Here is a 16744-nt window from a genome sequence, read left to right on the forward strand (position 1 = left end):
CTCATGATCAAGCCACGCATGGGCATTAATTTCTATAAGATGAGCAATTGGTGTTGAAGAGCCTTGGCAAGAGATTGATATTTATTTTTGGTACCTAATTTTTTATTAATTTTCTGAATATGAAAATTAATAGTTCTTTCAGTTAACTCCAAAGCTTGAGACATTTGTTTAACCGAATAATCTTTCGCGATTAATAATAAGCATTGAATCTCACGCGGTGTTAGATTGAAAGTAGCTTCCTCACTGACTTCATTCAAAAGATGAGGTTGTATGTGATGATAGTATTGATGGGCGGCAATAAAAAACTCATATTGCAATTTGGCATCCTTTAATCTGCACTCTTCCTTTTGCATTTGCACCAACAATAAAATAGCAAAATTATTTTTAGGACCATGGATAGGAATTGATAAACCCGCTTCTACACCAAAGGAAATTGAATCCAAACGCATTCGTCGCTCTGCTTCACTTTTAGCCTGCACCAATTGTTGCTTTAAGTTCCAGTAGATGGGTAAATGAGTGGTGTAGACAAAATTCAGCGTACTATCAATATCGTTATAGTGCTCTTCCAAATAATGTCGGTGCCAGACTTTAAAATTTTGCGAACACATCTCATATTTTAATTTATTGGCAGAGTGTGGATGATAGGCATAATAAGTAAACGAAAACATGGTTATACTTTTAGTTTTTAAATAGTTCTCCAACACCTCATCACACTCTTTAAGAGTCCTTGCCTCTATAAGTTTCTGCTCTAACTGCTCTAACAAGTCAAACATCTTTAGTCACTATCCGATAAGTCATAATAATTAAGAGACAATTTATGGCTAGCACATAGGTAAAAAATGTGGAATACCCTAAATATTGCTCCAACATTCCACTTATTGCTCCCCAAAAAACATAACTCAACGCCATAATTGAAGTACACACAGTGTACATAGACATTGGATACATGCTTTTGTTGGCAAGTCGGAGCAAATAGCCCATATATGCACCATTTGTAATGCCTAAAATAAATTGATAGCCCATCAAGACCGTATACAGTAATAATTCATTAGTTCTTCCCCAGGCTAATAATAAAAATAATAGGGGACTTAAAAATAACAACGGAGTCAAACATCGTAGACATTGAGCGAGTGAAAAACGAGTGAGTAGAAAGCCTGAAATAAAAACCCCAGAAATTAATGCCGCACTTCCATAGATCCCATAAATTTCTCCAACCTGAGATAAATTAAGACCCAAACCAGTTTTATCCAGCAGAAATAAAGGAATAATTTTTTGCAATTGACCATCCATAAAATTATAGAGAAAAATGTACAACAGAGGCACGTACAATTCCTCATGCGACCCTATCTCCTTAAAGATTGCTCCGTAATGAGCTGACGTGGCTTGGGCTTGCTCTTTTTCTGGCAATTTTAGTGAATGATAGAAAGTGAGTAAGACGCCAATAATAAAAAGACTTAGAAAAAAGAGCTGCCACACGTTTATTCTAAAATGGAACGCAACTTGCCCTATCACCACTAACAATACACCTTTTATAAATAAACGTCCCATTTGATAAAAGAAACTGCGGGCTGCGACATAGCGTTTTTGTTTTTCCTCATCTAAATTAAGGAGGTAAACTCCATCAGAGGCAATATCGTGTGTCGAGGAAATAAACGCCAACAGGATAAAACAACATGAACTCACTATCAAAAAATGAGGGCTAGTTACACTAATAGCTAATGCTAAAAATAGTATCGATAATATAAACTGCGCAAATATTGTTACATTTTTTTTGCTGGCAAATCGCTCTAAGAATGGCGCAAACAACGGTTTGATAGCCCATGGAATCATCAATAAGCTAGTAAAAAAGGCTATACTGACATTTCCTAGATTATATTGCTGATAAATTATCGTGCTAATTAAGCTTACAACTACAAAAGGAATACTCTGAAAAAAGTAGAGACTACTAACCCATTGGAGTGTCTTTATAGAAGTGGAATGATTCACACGAATAATAAGTCATAAATTTTGCATATTGTACATCAAAACAACAAAATGGGATAGTAGAGAGTAATATGCCTGTTTAAGCTATTAAAGATAAGAACATTGATTTAGCCTATGAAGAAATAGCGATTTAAATATACCAGAAGCAGATTTCTAAGAGTTAAAAACAACAATAGAGATAGGATATTAGTTTCTCGTTGTAATAACGGTATCATGCAAGGAGGGACCATGCAGAAAATTATTCCTCATTTATGGTTTAATGACCAAGCCGAAGAAGCAGTGAATTTTTATACTTCGATCTTCAAAAATTCAAAAATTTTAGGGATTAGTCATTATGGCGATGCAGGCTCTCAGGTTTCGGGAAGACCTAAAAATTCCATTATGACAATTCGTTTTCAACTGAAAGAACGGGAATTTGTTGCTTTAAATGGTGGACCTTATTTTACTTTTTCTCCTGCCATTTCGTTTCTTGTCAATTGCAATACTCAGGAAGAAATTGATACATTATGGGAGCGACTCTCTCACGATAAAGAAAGCGAGCAGTGTGGTTGGCTTAAAGATAAGTTCGGAGTTTCCTGGCAGATTGTTCCTCTTATTTTGGAAGAAATGATGAGCTCATCAAACACCGAAAAAAGGGAAAAGGCAATGAAAGCATTGCTTAAAATGACCAAGCTTGATATCCAAACACTGAAACAAGCTTATGAAGATTAATGCAATCACCTAAACAAAAAAGGAATTTTTATGCTTGTTTTGTATTCCTATCCTGAGCTTTTTGGTGTGCCAGATAATAATCCCTATGGTTTAAAGGTCGATACTTTTCTAAGATTAACCCAAATTCCTTATAAACTTAAGCATGTTGTCGATACAAAAAGTGCCCCTCGTGGCCAATTACCCTATATCGTCGATGAAGGGCAAACTGTTACCGACAGCAATACCATTATTGAATTTCTGTGCCAAAAATATGATATTGATATAGATAATGACTTAACTACCGAACAAAAAAATTTACATTTTTTGATTACCCGAATGCTCGATCACCATTTGTATTGGGTAATGTCCTATTCACGTTGGCAGGATGAGCGTTTTTGGCCCTTGTTTAAAGCAGAGTTTTTGCAAAAATTTCCTTCATTTTCAAAAGAAGCGCTTGAAAATGGGAGACATTATAATATCGAAAAATATTACTACCAAGGAATTGGTAGATATTCACAAGACCAAATTTATCATGCCGGTATACAAAATTTAACGGTACTTAATTCCATTCTTGGCAATAATCGTTTTTTGTTTGGAGACAATATCCATAGTATTGATGCCTGTTGCTATGGTTTTTTAGCCAACATTTTATATTTTGAAATTAACACGCCGCTAAAAGAATTTATCCTGACTCAAAGATCACTAAAACAATACATTGATAGAATAAGACAATTATTGGATTATTAATCGATTCAGAGGAGTAAGAGGTAGATAGTATTCTTGTCACAGTTCTATTATACAAAAATGGACGCCTCTTGAGATGCTTCAGGCTTCTTAACTTAATAAGCTTGCTCACCACATCTACAGTCTAGCTCCTGGAAAAATCCTGTTAGCCGGACAAGAAATACTATCTATGATTTAAAAATAATCTACTATAAGGAGAATGGCAACTTTAAAATTGTTAATAATTTGCAAATTCACGTTCTAGTTATGAGACGTTGGAGACTGGTTGGACATTACGGATTCTAGTTTTGCCAATACAGCCTCTACCTGAATTAATTTCATCGCATCTGTTCCATGAACTTTCGCCCCCCAAACATCCTCAGCATGATTCTTTTTAAGAATGGTTTTGACAGCTTCAGGATAGCAATCCACTACCAAATGTCTGAAGGTATATGGGCCTGAAATTTTGGAATTGGTTACAGCATGTAGTGCAATGACTGGTGTCCCCACTGCAGCTGCCATATGAGACGGTCCTGTATCTGGACACAGTAATACATCTGCTTGGCTAATCACCGCTAAGAGTTGCTTAGGCTTAGTCTTTCCCACCAAGTCTATGCAATGAACGTCTTTCATGATCTCATTGGCTAGTTCTCTGTCCAGTAAACCAGGTCCTCCTGTTAAGACCACTTGGGCCTGCCAACGAGATTGGGCTTCTTTTATCACCGCAATATAACGATCAACAGTCCAACTCCTTTCAAATTTACTTGCCGCAGGATTGACCAAAAGAATAGGGCCGTCAGTGGGTAAATGCTGGCGAGCCCAGTTATAATCAGCGTCAGTGATAGGTAAATCCCAGTGCACTGCATGTTGCTTAACCCCTAAAGCCGTAGCAAACTGTAAAAAACCATCCAAGGTATGTCCATTTACAGCGCTGATAGATTCATTAATAAACCATTTATGACCGTCTTTAGCTCGATAGGTGTCATAACCAATTTTTCGCGAAGCACGAATTAAAGGGTACAAGAGGTTGGCACGAAAACTTGCCTGAGCGGCTAATAGGACGTCAAAAGAGCGAGCTTTTAATTCCTTTTTAAATCGCCAGTAATCTCTAATAGCATTCGGTTTATTGATAACAATAAATTCCACACCTTCCATTCCTTCCACTAAATCATAGGCAGGACGAGAAATGACCCATGTAATTGTGGCACTAGGAAAATTGGCTTGTAAAGTACGGATTAAGGGAACCAGCATTAGTACGTCTCCTAATGCTGATAAACGCACGACACAGATTGATTTAATCATCTTTTAAAACAAAATGCGCACTGCAATAAGGGCAAATTTCAGAGCCAGTTTTTTCAATGGGTAAATAAACTTTCGGATGTGCATTCCACAATTCCATTTCATCCGTTGGACAGCTTAAAGGCAGATCTCGTGAATGAACAACGTAATGTTTTTTTGTACTCGCTGGTTTTTTCTTGGTCTCAGACATCATATTCCTCTGGAAACTCTCACATAATCTTAAAAAATTTTAGCCTTTATTATCCATGATTTCCTTAATAAGCGCCATGATTTCACGTTCTGTCGTTGTCATATCCTCACAATTAAAAAAGATACCATCAGACCACGATCGTAACCATGTGAGTTGTCGCTTAGCCAATTGGCGTGTGGCAACAATACCTTTATGTTTTAAGGTTTCAAAATCATAATCTCCGGCCAGATAATTGATTACCTGACGATAGCCAACACTTCGCATGGATGGACATGTCGGGGGTAGCTGCCATTTCTGTAGAAGCTGTGCTACTTCTCCGACAAGATCATTATTTAGCATGTGTTCAAATCGCAAGGCTATACGCTCATGCAACCATTCTCTGTGCTCAGGAAATAATATCAGGTTAACAAAATGATATTTTACTGCTCCTTTTTGCTCAGACCAAAAAAATGACAGTGGTTTACCAGTCAATTGATAAACTTCCAACGCTCTTTGAATGCGCTGTGTGTCATTGGGATGAATTCGTTTTGCTGATAAGGGATCTACCTTTTCTAACTGCTGATGCAGGTACGACCAACCGTGACGCTCGGCTTGCTGCAGCAATTCCATTCTAATTGCTTCATCAGCCTGAGGCAGCACAGACAACCCCTTTTGTAATGCATTAAAGTACATCATAGTGCCACCGACTAATAAAGGAAATTTTCCTTTTTGGAAAATTTCCTCAATTAATTCAACCACATCCTCACAGAACTGTGCCGCAGAATAACTTTCGATTGGATCTAAAATATCAATCAAATAATGGGGAGTAAGTTGAAGCTCTTCTGCACTGGGTTTGGCCGTTCCGATGTTCATTTCTCTATAAATCATGGCAGAGTCAACGCTTATGATTTCAAAAGGAAAAGTCTTAGTCAGCTCACAAGCCAAGGCTGTTTTACCGGAAGCAGTCGGTCCCATTAAACAAACAATTGTCTTAGTCATTTAATAAGTCCCTACAAAGTTCAACTGACAATTGTTTGCGCCACACATAACGTTCGTTGCTTTCACTCAAACTATGCATATAGGCAATAAGCGTTTCCTTTTCCGCTTGTGAAGCATGACTTAAATCAAAAATTTGATGTTTAATCAATAACTCCATTAGATTTAATTGTGTAAATTGATGTTCTTTAAATATAGCACTTAGGAATTGTTTAAAATCCAGATGCGGAAGTACTACGGGTAAGCTTCTAATAAATAAAACATTTTCTCCAACCCGATTAATTTCTATACCCACTTGCTCTAAATGACTTTTAATCTGCATAAAATGCTTCTGATGGATTTTATCCACCTCGTAACTTACCGGAACTAATAAGGGACGACTTGCGAGAGGTAAGTTGAGTTCCGATAGCATTGCTTTTAGCCAGTGACGTTGTAAGTAAACTATATCAACCAAATAAGGGTGTTCTTGTAAAAAAATTACAGCGAAATGATTATTTAACTCAACCCATCTGCAGTCTTTCATATCCTCTTTAATAGCACTACCTATGATAGAGGGACTGAAATAGGGAGAGGGCTCGCTAACCTGCAATTGCTCAATATTTTTTTCTTCTAATATTGGGTATTGATCCGATTTTTTAGACGTTTGAAGAACATACTGAATTTGCGTGCTAATGAAATCATGAACCAATCTTGGTTGCTGGAAACGTACTTCATGCTTTGTGGGATGTACGTTAACATCGACTTGTTCAGCTGAAATTGTTAAATACAACAAGCATGAAGGATAGCGTCCTGGATGAAGGACACCTTCATACGCTTGTTTAATTGCATGATTAAGTAGTTTGTCCTTAACCATCCGCATGTTAATGTAAATCCATTGCTTATCGTTTTGGCTACGCTGGTAACTTTCGCTTCCAATCCATCCACAAAGGCGCATTCCGGCGTGCTCTACATCAATGTAATATGCTTGCTCAACAAATGTTTTTCCTAATATTTTTCGAATACGCGCCAACCTGCTTTTATGACAGTGCGCACCCGGTAAGCTAAAAATCTTTTTGTCATTGTGCGTTAAATTAATTGTTATCTCAGGAGCACTTAAAGCAAAACGTCTAACCACTGTTTCTATTGCTTGAAACTCGCTGCGTTCAGTTTTTAAAAATTTTTTCCTGACAGGCGCATTAAAAAAAATGTCGCGAACATCAATTGTTGTACCCTGATTTCTTGCACAAGGCTCCAGAACAATCCCCTGTCCATCACTAATTAGCTTCATTGCGTGCGTTTGTTCCGCTGGTTTCGAACTAATTATCATGCGTGAAACTGAGGCTATGCTGGCTAAAGCTTCGCCGCGAAATCCCATGCTCATAATGGCATATAAATCACTAAGCTTACTTATCTTACTGGTAGCATGTGGAGCAATTGCCAAGGGCAAATCATCCGCTAAGATACCAGTACCATTATCGCTAATTTTGACTTGATTCAATCCACCATAGCCAATGTCTATATTAATTAGGGTAGCCTTGGCATCCAGAGAATTTTCTAATAACTCTTTCACAATTGAAGCAGGGCGTTCGATGACCTCACCCGCTGCAATTTGATTGGCTAAAGCCGTTGGTAGTTGCTGGATTCTCATACAGTAGGAATAACAAGTCGCTGCCCTGCTTTTACTTCACTTCCTGGCAAGTGATTCGCTGCTTGTAATACAGCGACGGAAACATGATATCGTGCTGCAATTTGCGGTAATGATTCGCCTTGTCGAACCAGATGGATATTTCCATTTCCGGCCAACGCCTCTATGCGTGTGCCATGAGGTGGATAATCCCAAAAATAGCGTTTTAATCCTTCAAAAATAGCTTGAGTTAATCGTTGTTGATAGGCAGGGCTTGTCAGGTTACGTTCCTCTTGAGGATTAGAAATAAAACCTGTCTCAATTAAAATTGAAGGAATATCTGGTGATTTTAAAACCATAAATCGTGCTTGTTCCACTTTACGGTTATGTAAACGCGTAATTCTATCGAGATTTCGTAGTACGCGCTCACCCATGTGGAGACTAGCACCAATGGTTGCCGTTTGGGACAAATCAATCAATACTGTTCGCACCAAACCACTTTGATCGTCAAGCTCTGATAAATTAACGCCACCCAACTCTGAATAGTTTTCTTTCTCCGCAAGCCATCTTGCGGCTTCACTGGTAGCTCCCGATTGGGATAATGCAAAAACGGAAGCGCCACTTGAATGTTGGTTAATGAAGGCATCGGCGTGAATCGATATAAAGATATCACCATTGTATTTTCTAGCAATTTTCAAACGCTCACGTAATTCGATGTAATAATCACCATTACGGGTTAAAACTGCCTTCATACCAGGCTGTCTATCAATAATTTGTTTTAATTTTTGAGCAATAGCCAGCGTCACATTTTTTTCTGCTGTTCTTCTTGGACCACTGGCTCCCGGATCTTTACCTCCGTGACCTGGATCTAATACTACAATAACATCTCGTAATGTTTTTCTGGGCGCATGCTTTATAGAAACTGGCGTTCTAGCTACCGTGGCCCCTTTCTTCTGTCCCTTTTTTTCCGATGCCAAAGAGGGGGGATCATAATAATGGGGAACTGGATTATAACCATGGGGTGTTGGATTATAATCATGGGAAACCAGATTTCCATTAGTTGTTAAATTTAGAGAAAAACTATGCTTTGCATTGGCAGCCTGCTGTAAAAGTTTTGTTTGCGTCATTACGACCTGATTTACCTCAAAAACCAAACGCAAAGTGTGTGCATTTGGACGACCGCTACGAATATATTTAATGAGTTGGCTTCCGGGATTGACTTGATTGACATTCAAAGCCAGCTCTGTATCATCAAAATCAATGACAACACGATTTGGATTTGTCAAAGTAAACACCCTGTGTGACACTGCTTTATTCAGTGTAAAGAGCACTGAGGGATTAGCCCCCTGTTGCTTCACGTCGATAGAAAGTAACTTCGCAGTAGCCATTACCATTGAACAGCTTAACATCAATAAGCAAAATGCGAACTGGCGTATAATCATTGGTTACCCGCAAAACAAGATAGCAGTTTTTCCCCAACGAGGCTTGCTGCTTTCATTGTCAGCAAACGCCCGCTCCCGTGGATCACAAATGAAAAATTCATATCAACCTTATTCAAGAAATTCCTGGCATGCTCTGGCCATTCAATGCAACATATAGAATCTTCGCGAAAATAATCTCTAAAGCCAATATACTCTAGCTCAGACTCCTCGTGAATACGATAGAGATCAAAATGATGGACTTGAAAATCCTTGCATTGATAACTTTCAACCAATGAAAACGTAGGACTTTTTACCGCAGTTTTTATACCCAGGGCTCGAAGCATTGCTCTGATAAACGTTGTTTTACCGGCGCCAATTTCACCACTAAAGCTTAAAACCAAGGGAGAAGTAAGTACTTGCGCCAATTTTGCCGCAAGAACTTCACTATCTGACTCACCGGGAAGAACTACATCAATTGTTGTCATTCACTCACCATTGTCGACACGGCATTTACTTGTTGACGTATATACGGCATTAAATCACTCGCTAAAAGACCCCGTTCGCCTTTTGCAATAGCAGCAGCATCTGCTGCAGTAGCATGAAGCCATACCCCTAATTTGGCTGCGTCGGAAAGTGATAAACCCTGGGCGAATAATCCTGCGATAATTCCATTCAAAGCATCGCCCATACCTGCACTGGCCATTCCAGGATTTCCAGCTGCGCACAAATAAGTTTCTGATTCGTGCGTAGTGATTAATGTTCCAACTCCTTTTAGAATAACATTGCCCCCATACTGGGCTTGAAGTTCATTGATAGCTTTGTAACGATCTCTCTGGATTTCGGCAGTGGAACAGCTTAAGAGGCTAGCTGCTTCACCAGGGTGTGGTGTCAATATCCAATTGTCATCATGTTGGCGATTGTTCGCTAAAATACGTAGAGCAGAAGCATCAATCACCATAGGCAACTGAGAAGTAAGGGCTTTTGTAAATAACGCATGAGCCCACTCATCTTCACCCAATCCTGGACCAATTACACAAATTGTTGCGCGACTTATTAAAGGCAGCACCTCGTCGACTTCTTCAATACCATAAATCATAGCTTCAGGTAGAGCAGGTAAAACATGGCCAGCATGTTCTGGGCGCGTTGCTATAGTTACCAGACCCGCCCCAACTCTCAAGGCCGCGTTTGCAGTTAAAAAGACAGAGCCAGGCATACCATGACCGCCACCGATGATTAATACATGACCATAATGACCCTTATGGGAATTTTTTAGGCGAGGAGGCAAAAGTGTGTTACGTAAGCTTTCATTCAATACTTGTACCGCTGGTTGGATCGATGATAAACAATGTTCCAGTCCTAAACTATCACAAACAATTTTGCCGCAATAATCCGGTCCGTCTAAAGTCATTAAGCCTAATTTTCGGGCAATGAACGTCATTGTTGTCGTTGCTTTGACACAAGCACCCAATACAGCGCCAGTATCAGCATCCAAACCGGATGGAATATCAAGAGCCAATACCGGAAGTCCACAATCATTAATTTGATTAATTGCAGTAACTATAGGACCCTTAACTTTTCCTTCCAAACCGATTCCTAATAAGGCATCAACAATCAGTTCCACTTCGGTATCAATTGTTTCTTCCAGTGGTTGACAGTTAACGCCAGCAGCAATTGCAGTTAATGAAGCATGACGTGCCGCTGGAGGTAATTCTTCTACTGTTTTATATTGATGAATAACTACTGTGTAGCCTTTTTCCTGAGCCAAACGTGCTAATACATATCCGTCACCGGCATTGTTACCACTACCACAAAACACAGCAATGTTGCGTACAGAGGGGTAAAGTTTAGTTAATGTACGAAAAGCACTGTGACCCGCACGCTCCATTAACTCATCTTCAGATAAACCTAAATCCGTAATGGCTAATTGTTCACATGACCGAATATGCTTGACCTGATACAGAGAAATCTTTGCAGTAGTCATAGCTTTTATGCTCCCTAAACAATGCCTTGATGTAGGTAATTGGGTACTCGTGGATACATTAAATGCTATATTACTCGTTAAATGTATTCCCGATGCTCAAAGCTCTATTCTTTTTTTACAAGGGTTAATGCAGGTTTTTTTCCTTTTGTCTCTGGACCTGATGAAGCTGGTGGAGGAGGCTCATGAGCTTCTTCAGGGAATTCCATTCCCTGACCATTTTCCTTGGCATAGACTGCCAAAACTGCAGCAGGAGCAATAAAAATTTGCATGCTATGACCTGAAAAACGTGCTGTAAATACGATCCTGTCATTCTCAAGATGTAATCCACGACATGCTTTAGGTGAAATGTTTAAAACGATGCGTCCATTATTCACATATTCTTGCGGTACCTGAACTCCAGGATAAGTTGCATTGACCAAAATATGCGGGGTCAAGTCATTATCGACAATCCAGTCATAGATAGCACGAATTAAATAGGGCTTGTTCGAGGTCATTTTCATCATTAAGCCGCTCTTAATTGCCTCTCAGCCTCAGTCAAGCTGGCTTGAAAAGAATCACGTTTAAATAAGCGCTGCATATAAGCTTGCAAGCTTTTGGATTTTGCAGGAACTTCTACACCTAGTTGGGGTAAGCGCCACAATAAAGGAGCAAGAGCGCAATCGAGCAGAGAAAACTCATCACTTAAGAAATAAGGTTTATCAGCAAAAATGGGCTCAAGACTTGTAAGACTCTCAAGTAAGTATTCTCTTGATTGTTCAATTTCATGACCTGCTTTAATGTTTTGCAATAAACAGTACCAATCTTGTTCAATGCGATGCATCATTTTGCGGGCTTCTGCACGAGCAACAGGATAAACAGGTAATAAGGGAGGATGAGGAAAACGCTCATCTAAATATTCCATGATAATACGAGCTTCATACAGAACTAATTCTCTATCTAAAAGGGTAGGAATGGAGCCGTAAGGATTAACTGCTAGCAAATCATTGGGCGCTTCACCTTGTTTAGCATGAAGAATTTCAACGTTCACTCCCTTCTCTGCTAAAACTATACGAACCTGATGACTGTAAATATCATCATTATCGGAATATAAAGACATAATCGTGCGCTTTGCCACAATAGCCATCAGCAAACTCCTCATCAATCGTTCAATTCATACTTGCAGTATGTCAAAGGGCATTATTTTACCACAAAAATCCACCCTGTGATTATAGATTCAGACAATTTTCTAATTCAGAAAATTGTTATGTTTTTTAGAACCCATGGCTTTAGTGTTTACACCTAAGTTCTATTTTGATACCACTGCAAATTAATAATTTTAATGGATTTTTTTCCAATAGACTCGTTTTAGTTGATAAGCAACCAGAAAAAAAATACACAGGAATACAATTACAATAACACCAAGACGATAACGAATTAATTTTACGGGTTCAGCGACATAAGTCAAAAATGTGACCAAATCTTCCAGCATACTATCGAATTCACGTGGATTCATTTCGCCCGGCTCAATTAACAGCAAATGAGCTATCGGCGATTTTGGATTCGTTTTTTCGCGAACAGCAATTACTCGACCAAGTAGCGGTTCTAAAATATTTGGCATAGCTACATCAGGAATTAACAGATTATTGGTACCGAAGGGGCGTTTTTTATCCTCATAAAAGCTTTTTAAATAGGTATAAATCCATTCAGGCCCCCGCTCTCGCGCAGTTAATGATAAATCAGGTGGAACAATTCCAAACCATTGCAATGCATCCGTGGCTGCCATACTTATTTGAATTGGATCATGAATTTTTGCGGTTGTAAAAACAAGATTATTGAATAATAAATCCCTATCAATTTCACCTGTGAAGGTTGTTAAACCTAAATCCTCTGCCATACGGTTATAGCGCATAAAACGTAACGAATGACAACCTGAGCAGTAGTTCATATAGATTCTCGCCCCACGTTGTAATTTTGCCGAATCTCGCACATCAATATTGACTGGCAACATTTCAATCATTGTAGACGCATGCGTCAGCGAAACGATTATGAATCCTATGAGAAAGGATAAAAGCTGTTTTCTAGTCATGCTGGTATCCTCTCAGGTACTATTTTATGAGCTTCATAGCGAGTATAAAACGGCATGAATACGAAATAAGCAAAATACACTGCCGTAAAAATACGCGCCAACACCTGCTTCCAGGGTGTCATAATGACCGTCCCAAGCCAGCCCAGCATAATAAAACTGATAACAAACGCTGCTAAAGCCAACCTGGAATAAATTCCCTTATAACGCATTGAACGTACCGGGCTTTTATCTAGCCAGGGGATAAAGAATAAGACTACTATTGCGGCGCCCATTGTTATTACACCGAACAGTTTGTCAGGAATAGCCCTTAGCATGGCGTAGAATGGTGTTAAGTACCATACCGGAGCGATATGTTCAGGAGTTACCATGGGATTTGCGGGTACAAAATTAGCATACTCTAAAAAATAACCTCCCATCTCCGGTATAAAAAAGACGACGGAGAAAAAGATAATTAAAAAAACGATAACTCCAACAAAGTCTTTTACCGTGTAATAAGGATGAAAGGGGATGCCATCCAGTGGTCTACCATTCGCATCGACATGTTTTTTAATTTCTATGCCTTCAGGATTATTTGATCCGACTTTGTGCAAAGCTACTAAATGTAAAAATACAAGTAGCAACATCAAGAGAGGTACACCCACAACATGTAATGCAAAAAAGCGCTGTAGTGTTGCATTTGCCACGTTGAAATCACCTCGCAACCAAGTTGCAACACTATCACCGACCCAAGGAATAGCACCAAACAGCGAAGTGATAACCTGAGCTCCCCAAAAGGACATTTGTCCCCAGGGTAATAGATAACCAAAAAAAGCCTCAGCCATTAATAACAGAAAAATTACTACACCGATAAGCCAAATTAGCTCTCTAGGTTTCTGATATGAACCGTAAAGCAGTGCTCTAAACATATGCAAATAAATCACAATAAAAAAGGCTGACGCACCGGTAGAATGCATATAGCGTAATAACCATCCGAAATTTACATCTCGCATAATGTATTCAATGGAGTTAAACGCCTGCTCGGCAGTTGGCGTGTAAAACATAGTAAGCCATAAACCGGTAACTAACTGGTTTACTAACACAAGCAGCGCCAGTGATCCGAAAAAATAATAAAAATTAAAATTTTTTGGTGCATAGTACTCACTGAGGTGTTCTCGCCAGGTACTCATTAATGGAAAGCGTGTATCTATCCAATTTAGCAATCGACTCATCTTGGATTATCCTTGTTTCTTTTCTTCGCCAATTACAATCACATGTTCACTCGCAAAGTAATACGGTGGTACTTGTAAATTAATCGGCGCAGGAACTCCCTTAAATACTCTTCCGGCCAAATCAAAGGTCGAACCGTGACATGGGCAATAGAATCCACCAGCCCAATCTGGGCCAAGCTCATTCACTTCGGGAAAATATTTTGGGGAACATCCCAAGTGAGTACAAATCCCTACTAACACCAAATATTCAGGATTTATTGAGCGGTAGCGATTTTTAGCATAAACAGGCTGTTGTTCAACCAAAGACTCAGGGTCACGGAGTTGTTCTTCCGCTCCTTTTAAAGTAGCTAACATTTCTTTACTGCGCTTGATAATCCATACCGGCTTACCCCTCCATTCAACTGTAACTTGTTGGCCTGGCTCCATCTTGCTTAAATCAACCTGCACAGGCGCACCCGCGGCCTCTGCTTGAGCACTCGGCAACCATGAAGAAATAAAAGGAGTTAATGCACAAGCAACACCAACACCACCTAAAATGCCAGTCGTTGTAAGTAAGAATTTACGCCGTTGTTCGTCAATTTCCTCTTCGGTAGGAGTATCATTTTGGTTGGGATCGTTTTCATCAATCACATTCATATCGTCCTGGTTCATCCCTTAGTTCCATTCCCGCTAAATTGCTAACACAAGAAAATTAATTCAGTTATAACAAAGAATTAGGCATTTGAAAACGAAAGGCTATTTTCTGACGAAAAAAAATCTAAATAACCAGGGTGGATTAGGCCAAATAACCAACAAATATGTTACGTGTCTCTAGCTTGCTCGAGACATCTGATTAGTGTTTTAAATTTTAAGTTCATATTTTAGTAAGTTGATATTAATCCTGTGTGAGATAATTTATAGGAAAAATTTATGTATATGCTTCTGGATGCCTCGGACAAGCCGAGGCACGTAGGGATCGCATGGAGGATGGACAAGCAGGACACGAGACAGGACAGACAAGACACGGGGAAAGAACAATCAAGATACGGGGAAAGAACAACCAGACATGTAGTAGGAAGCAGGATATAGAGGAGGGACAAGTAGAGGAGACTAGGGCAAGGATAGGACGAACGTGAATGCAGGATGGACAAACCGACATACTTTTTCCTGCAATCTCTGTTTTAAACGCACAAAAAAACCCCGCTGGTGCGGGGCTTTTACTAATCGAAATCGTATTAGCGTTTTGAGTATTGAGTTGCACGACGTGCTTTGTGCAAACCAACCTTTTTTCTTTCCACGCGTCTTGAATCGCGAGTTAATAAACCACGTGCACGTAATTTTCTACGGAATGAAGTTTGGCTAGGTTCAGCATCTTCAGCTAAATCAATCTCATCATAAGCCACTAATGCTCGAGCAATACCTAAACGTATAGCACCAGCTTGGCCAGAGATTCCACCACCAACAACAGTAGCGTAGATATCAAATTTACCGAGAACATCAACAGTTTCTAAAGGTTGACGTACAATCATGCATGATGTTTCGCGACCGAAATATTCTTCCAAGGTGCGATTATTAATTTTAATTTCGCCTTTACCTGGACGTAAGAAAACTCTAGCCGTTGAACTTTTTCTACGACCTGTGCCGTAGTATTGCTGTTTTTCAGCCATAATACTTATTCCTCAATCTCAAGTTGCTTGGGTTGCTGAGCTGTATGTGGATGCTCATTACCAGCATAAACTTTCAGTTTACGATACATTTCTCGACCTAAAGGATTCTTGGGAAGCATTCCTTTTACTGCGAGTTCAATAATTCGTACAGGATTCTTTGCTTGCAACTTATCGAAAGATGTTTCTTTTATACCACCTGGAAAGCCAGAGTGATGATAATACATCTTTTCTTTGAATTTACGGCCAGTAACAGTTACTTTTTCCGCATTGGTTACAATAATATAATCACCTGTATCAACGTGTGGTGTATATTCAGCTTTGTGTTTGCCACGTAAACGACGAGCAATCTCAGTAGCAAGTCGACCTAAAACTTTGTCGCTAGCATCGATCACAAACCAGTCGCGTTTGACTTCGTGTGTCTTGGCGCTAAATGTTTTCATTAATAACTCCGTACCGCCTTTATTGGTAATCTTTCAATCAGACGGGCGATTTTAACTAAAACCTGAAGAACCTACAAGTGCAATACTATAATTTCTTGCAAGCTTTTTAGATTCTTCGGCATTTTTTAAGTTGGAAGGCTAAAAAACATCTATATAGAGGGACAATCTATAATGCTTTCAGCTTAAACCAGTTAATAAAACATTCAACTAATTTAAGTTTTTTTGATACTTAACCAGGGATTAGCAAATGCTCTACTGTATTACCAGCTACCAAATGACTGTCTATTATTTCATCTATATCAGCCATAGTCGCGTAAGTATACCATATACCTTCAGGGTAAATCACCACACAAGGTCCTTCACTGCAGCGACCAAGGCATCCTGACTTACTTATTCTTATTTTGCCAGGACCATGCAAATCAAGTTCCAATAATCGTGCCTTCATATGTTCAAAGAAAGGCTCCCCACCCGTATTTGCACAGCATTGCTTCCCGGCCATCTTTTGATTCGTGCATAAAAA

Annotated in this window: 19 protein-coding genes; 2 read left to right on the top strand and 17 right to left on the bottom strand. The window is 39.3% G+C overall.

From position 1 onward, the window contains the following. Window positions 1-32 precede the first annotated feature (32 nt). Together LHA_RS12635 and LHA_RS12640 are read right to left on the bottom strand one after the other, a co-directional pair. Entirely contained in the window at window positions 33-773 is a 741-nt protein-coding gene (locus tag LHA_RS12635; protein WP_045106858.1) for a helix-turn-helix transcriptional regulator, read from the bottom strand. After that, window positions 766-1986, bottom strand: coding sequence for an MFS transporter (locus tag LHA_RS12640; RefSeq protein WP_045106859.1), 1221 nt, complete (start codon window positions 1984-1986; stop codon window positions 766-768). Before LHA_RS12640 ends, LHA_RS12635 begins: the two co-directional genes overlap by 8 nt. Window positions 1987-2211: 225 nt before the next feature. Between LHA_RS12640 and LHA_RS12645 the strand changes: the two genes are divergently transcribed. Together LHA_RS12645 and LHA_RS12650 are read left to right on the top strand one after the other, a co-directional pair. After that, a complete protein-coding gene (locus LHA_RS12645) occupies window positions 2212-2694 on the top strand; it encodes a VOC family protein (RefSeq protein ID WP_045106860.1) in 483 nt (160 codons plus the stop codon). Window positions 2695-2724: 30 nt separating this feature from the next. After that, on the top strand, window positions 2725-3420 hold the full coding sequence (locus LHA_RS12650; RefSeq protein ID WP_045106861.1) for a glutathione S-transferase family protein: 696 nt from the start codon (window positions 2725-2727) through the stop codon (window positions 3418-3420). A gap of 237 nt (window positions 3421-3657) precedes the next feature. On the opposite strand, the gene LHA_RS12655 is transcribed toward LHA_RS12650, so the two are convergent. The 15 genes from LHA_RS12655 to LHA_RS12725 all read right to left on the bottom strand — a co-directional run bounded on the left by LHA_RS12655 (window position 3658) and on the right by LHA_RS12725 (window position 16723). After that, the gene (locus LHA_RS12655) at window positions 3658-4698 is read right to left on the bottom strand and encodes a glycosyltransferase family 9 protein (RefSeq protein WP_045106862.1); all 1041 of its coding nucleotides are present in this window, start codon (window positions 4696-4698) and stop codon (window positions 3658-3660) included. After that, complete coding sequence (locus tag LHA_RS12660; RefSeq protein WP_045106863.1) at window positions 4691-4885, bottom strand: zinc-finger domain-containing protein; 195 nt, start codon at window positions 4883-4885, stop codon at window positions 4691-4693. The genes LHA_RS12655 and LHA_RS12660 overlap by 8 nt, the downstream gene beginning before the upstream one ends. 39 nt (window positions 4886-4924) lie before the next feature. Beyond that, window positions 4925-5863, bottom strand: a complete 939-nt coding sequence (gene miaA, locus LHA_RS12665) for a tRNA (adenosine(37)-N6)-dimethylallyltransferase MiaA (RefSeq protein ID WP_045106864.1) — start codon at window positions 5861-5863, stop codon at window positions 4925-4927. After that, entirely contained in the window at window positions 5856-7487 is a 1632-nt protein-coding gene (gene mutL, locus LHA_RS12670) for a DNA mismatch repair endonuclease MutL (RefSeq protein ID WP_045106865.1), read from the bottom strand. The genes miaA and mutL overlap by 8 nt, the downstream gene beginning before the upstream one ends. Continuing rightward, the gene (locus tag LHA_RS12675) at window positions 7484-8905 is read right to left on the bottom strand and encodes an N-acetylmuramoyl-L-alanine amidase (protein ID WP_045106866.1); all 1422 of its coding nucleotides are present in this window, start codon (window positions 8903-8905) and stop codon (window positions 7484-7486) included. The genes mutL and LHA_RS12675 overlap by 4 nt, the downstream gene beginning before the upstream one ends. Next, a complete protein-coding gene (tsaE, locus tag LHA_RS12680; RefSeq protein ID WP_045106867.1) occupies window positions 8902-9369 on the bottom strand; it encodes a tRNA (adenosine(37)-N6)-threonylcarbamoyltransferase complex ATPase subunit type 1 TsaE in 468 nt (155 codons plus the stop codon). Before tsaE ends, LHA_RS12675 begins: the two co-directional genes overlap by 4 nt. Next, entirely contained in the window at window positions 9366-10865 is a 1500-nt protein-coding gene (locus LHA_RS12685; RefSeq protein ID WP_045106868.1) for a bifunctional ADP-dependent NAD(P)H-hydrate dehydratase/NAD(P)H-hydrate epimerase, read from the bottom strand. Before LHA_RS12685 ends, tsaE begins: the two co-directional genes overlap by 4 nt. Before the next feature lie 104 nt (window positions 10866-10969). Continuing rightward, window positions 10970-11365, bottom strand: coding sequence for a ClpXP protease specificity-enhancing factor (locus LHA_RS12690; RefSeq protein WP_045107584.1), 396 nt, complete (start codon window positions 11363-11365; stop codon window positions 10970-10972). A gap of 2 nt (window positions 11366-11367) precedes the next feature. Next, entirely contained in the window at window positions 11368-11988 is a 621-nt protein-coding gene (sspA, locus tag LHA_RS12695) for a stringent starvation protein SspA (RefSeq protein WP_045106869.1), read from the bottom strand. A 192-nt stretch (window positions 11989-12180) separates the two neighbouring features. Further along, window positions 12181-12930 carry a cytochrome c1 gene (locus LHA_RS12700; RefSeq protein WP_045106870.1) on the bottom strand — a complete coding sequence of 250 codons (750 nt, stop codon included), beginning with the start codon at window positions 12928-12930 and terminating at the stop codon, window positions 12181-12183. Next, window positions 12927-14138, bottom strand: coding sequence for a cytochrome b (locus LHA_RS12705; RefSeq protein ID WP_045106871.1), 1212 nt, complete (start codon window positions 14136-14138; stop codon window positions 12927-12929). The genes LHA_RS12700 and LHA_RS12705 overlap by 4 nt, the downstream gene beginning before the upstream one ends. 6 nt (window positions 14139-14144) lie before the next feature. Next, window positions 14145-14774, bottom strand: a complete 630-nt coding sequence (gene petA, locus LHA_RS12710; protein WP_045107585.1) for a ubiquinol-cytochrome c reductase iron-sulfur subunit — start codon at window positions 14772-14774, stop codon at window positions 14145-14147. A 578-nt stretch (window positions 14775-15352) separates the two neighbouring features. After that, window positions 15353-15784: a 30S ribosomal protein S9 gene (gene rpsI / locus LHA_RS12715; RefSeq protein ID WP_045106872.1), complete on the bottom strand. Its 432-nt coding sequence runs from the start codon at window positions 15782-15784 to the stop codon at window positions 15353-15355. A 5-nt stretch (window positions 15785-15789) separates the two neighbouring features. Continuing rightward, a complete protein-coding gene (rplM, locus tag LHA_RS12720) occupies window positions 15790-16224 on the bottom strand; it encodes a 50S ribosomal protein L13 (RefSeq protein ID WP_045106873.1) in 435 nt (144 codons plus the stop codon). Between the two features lie 229 nt (window positions 16225-16453). Further along, window positions 16454-16723, bottom strand: a complete 270-nt coding sequence (locus LHA_RS12725; protein ID WP_172480832.1) for a (2Fe-2S) ferredoxin domain-containing protein — start codon at window positions 16721-16723, stop codon at window positions 16454-16456. Window positions 16724-16744: the final 21 nt, after the last annotated feature.

The organism is Legionella hackeliae, assembly GCF_000953655.1.
Lineage (GTDB): Bacteria > Pseudomonadota > Gammaproteobacteria > Legionellales > Legionellaceae > Tatlockia > Tatlockia hackeliae.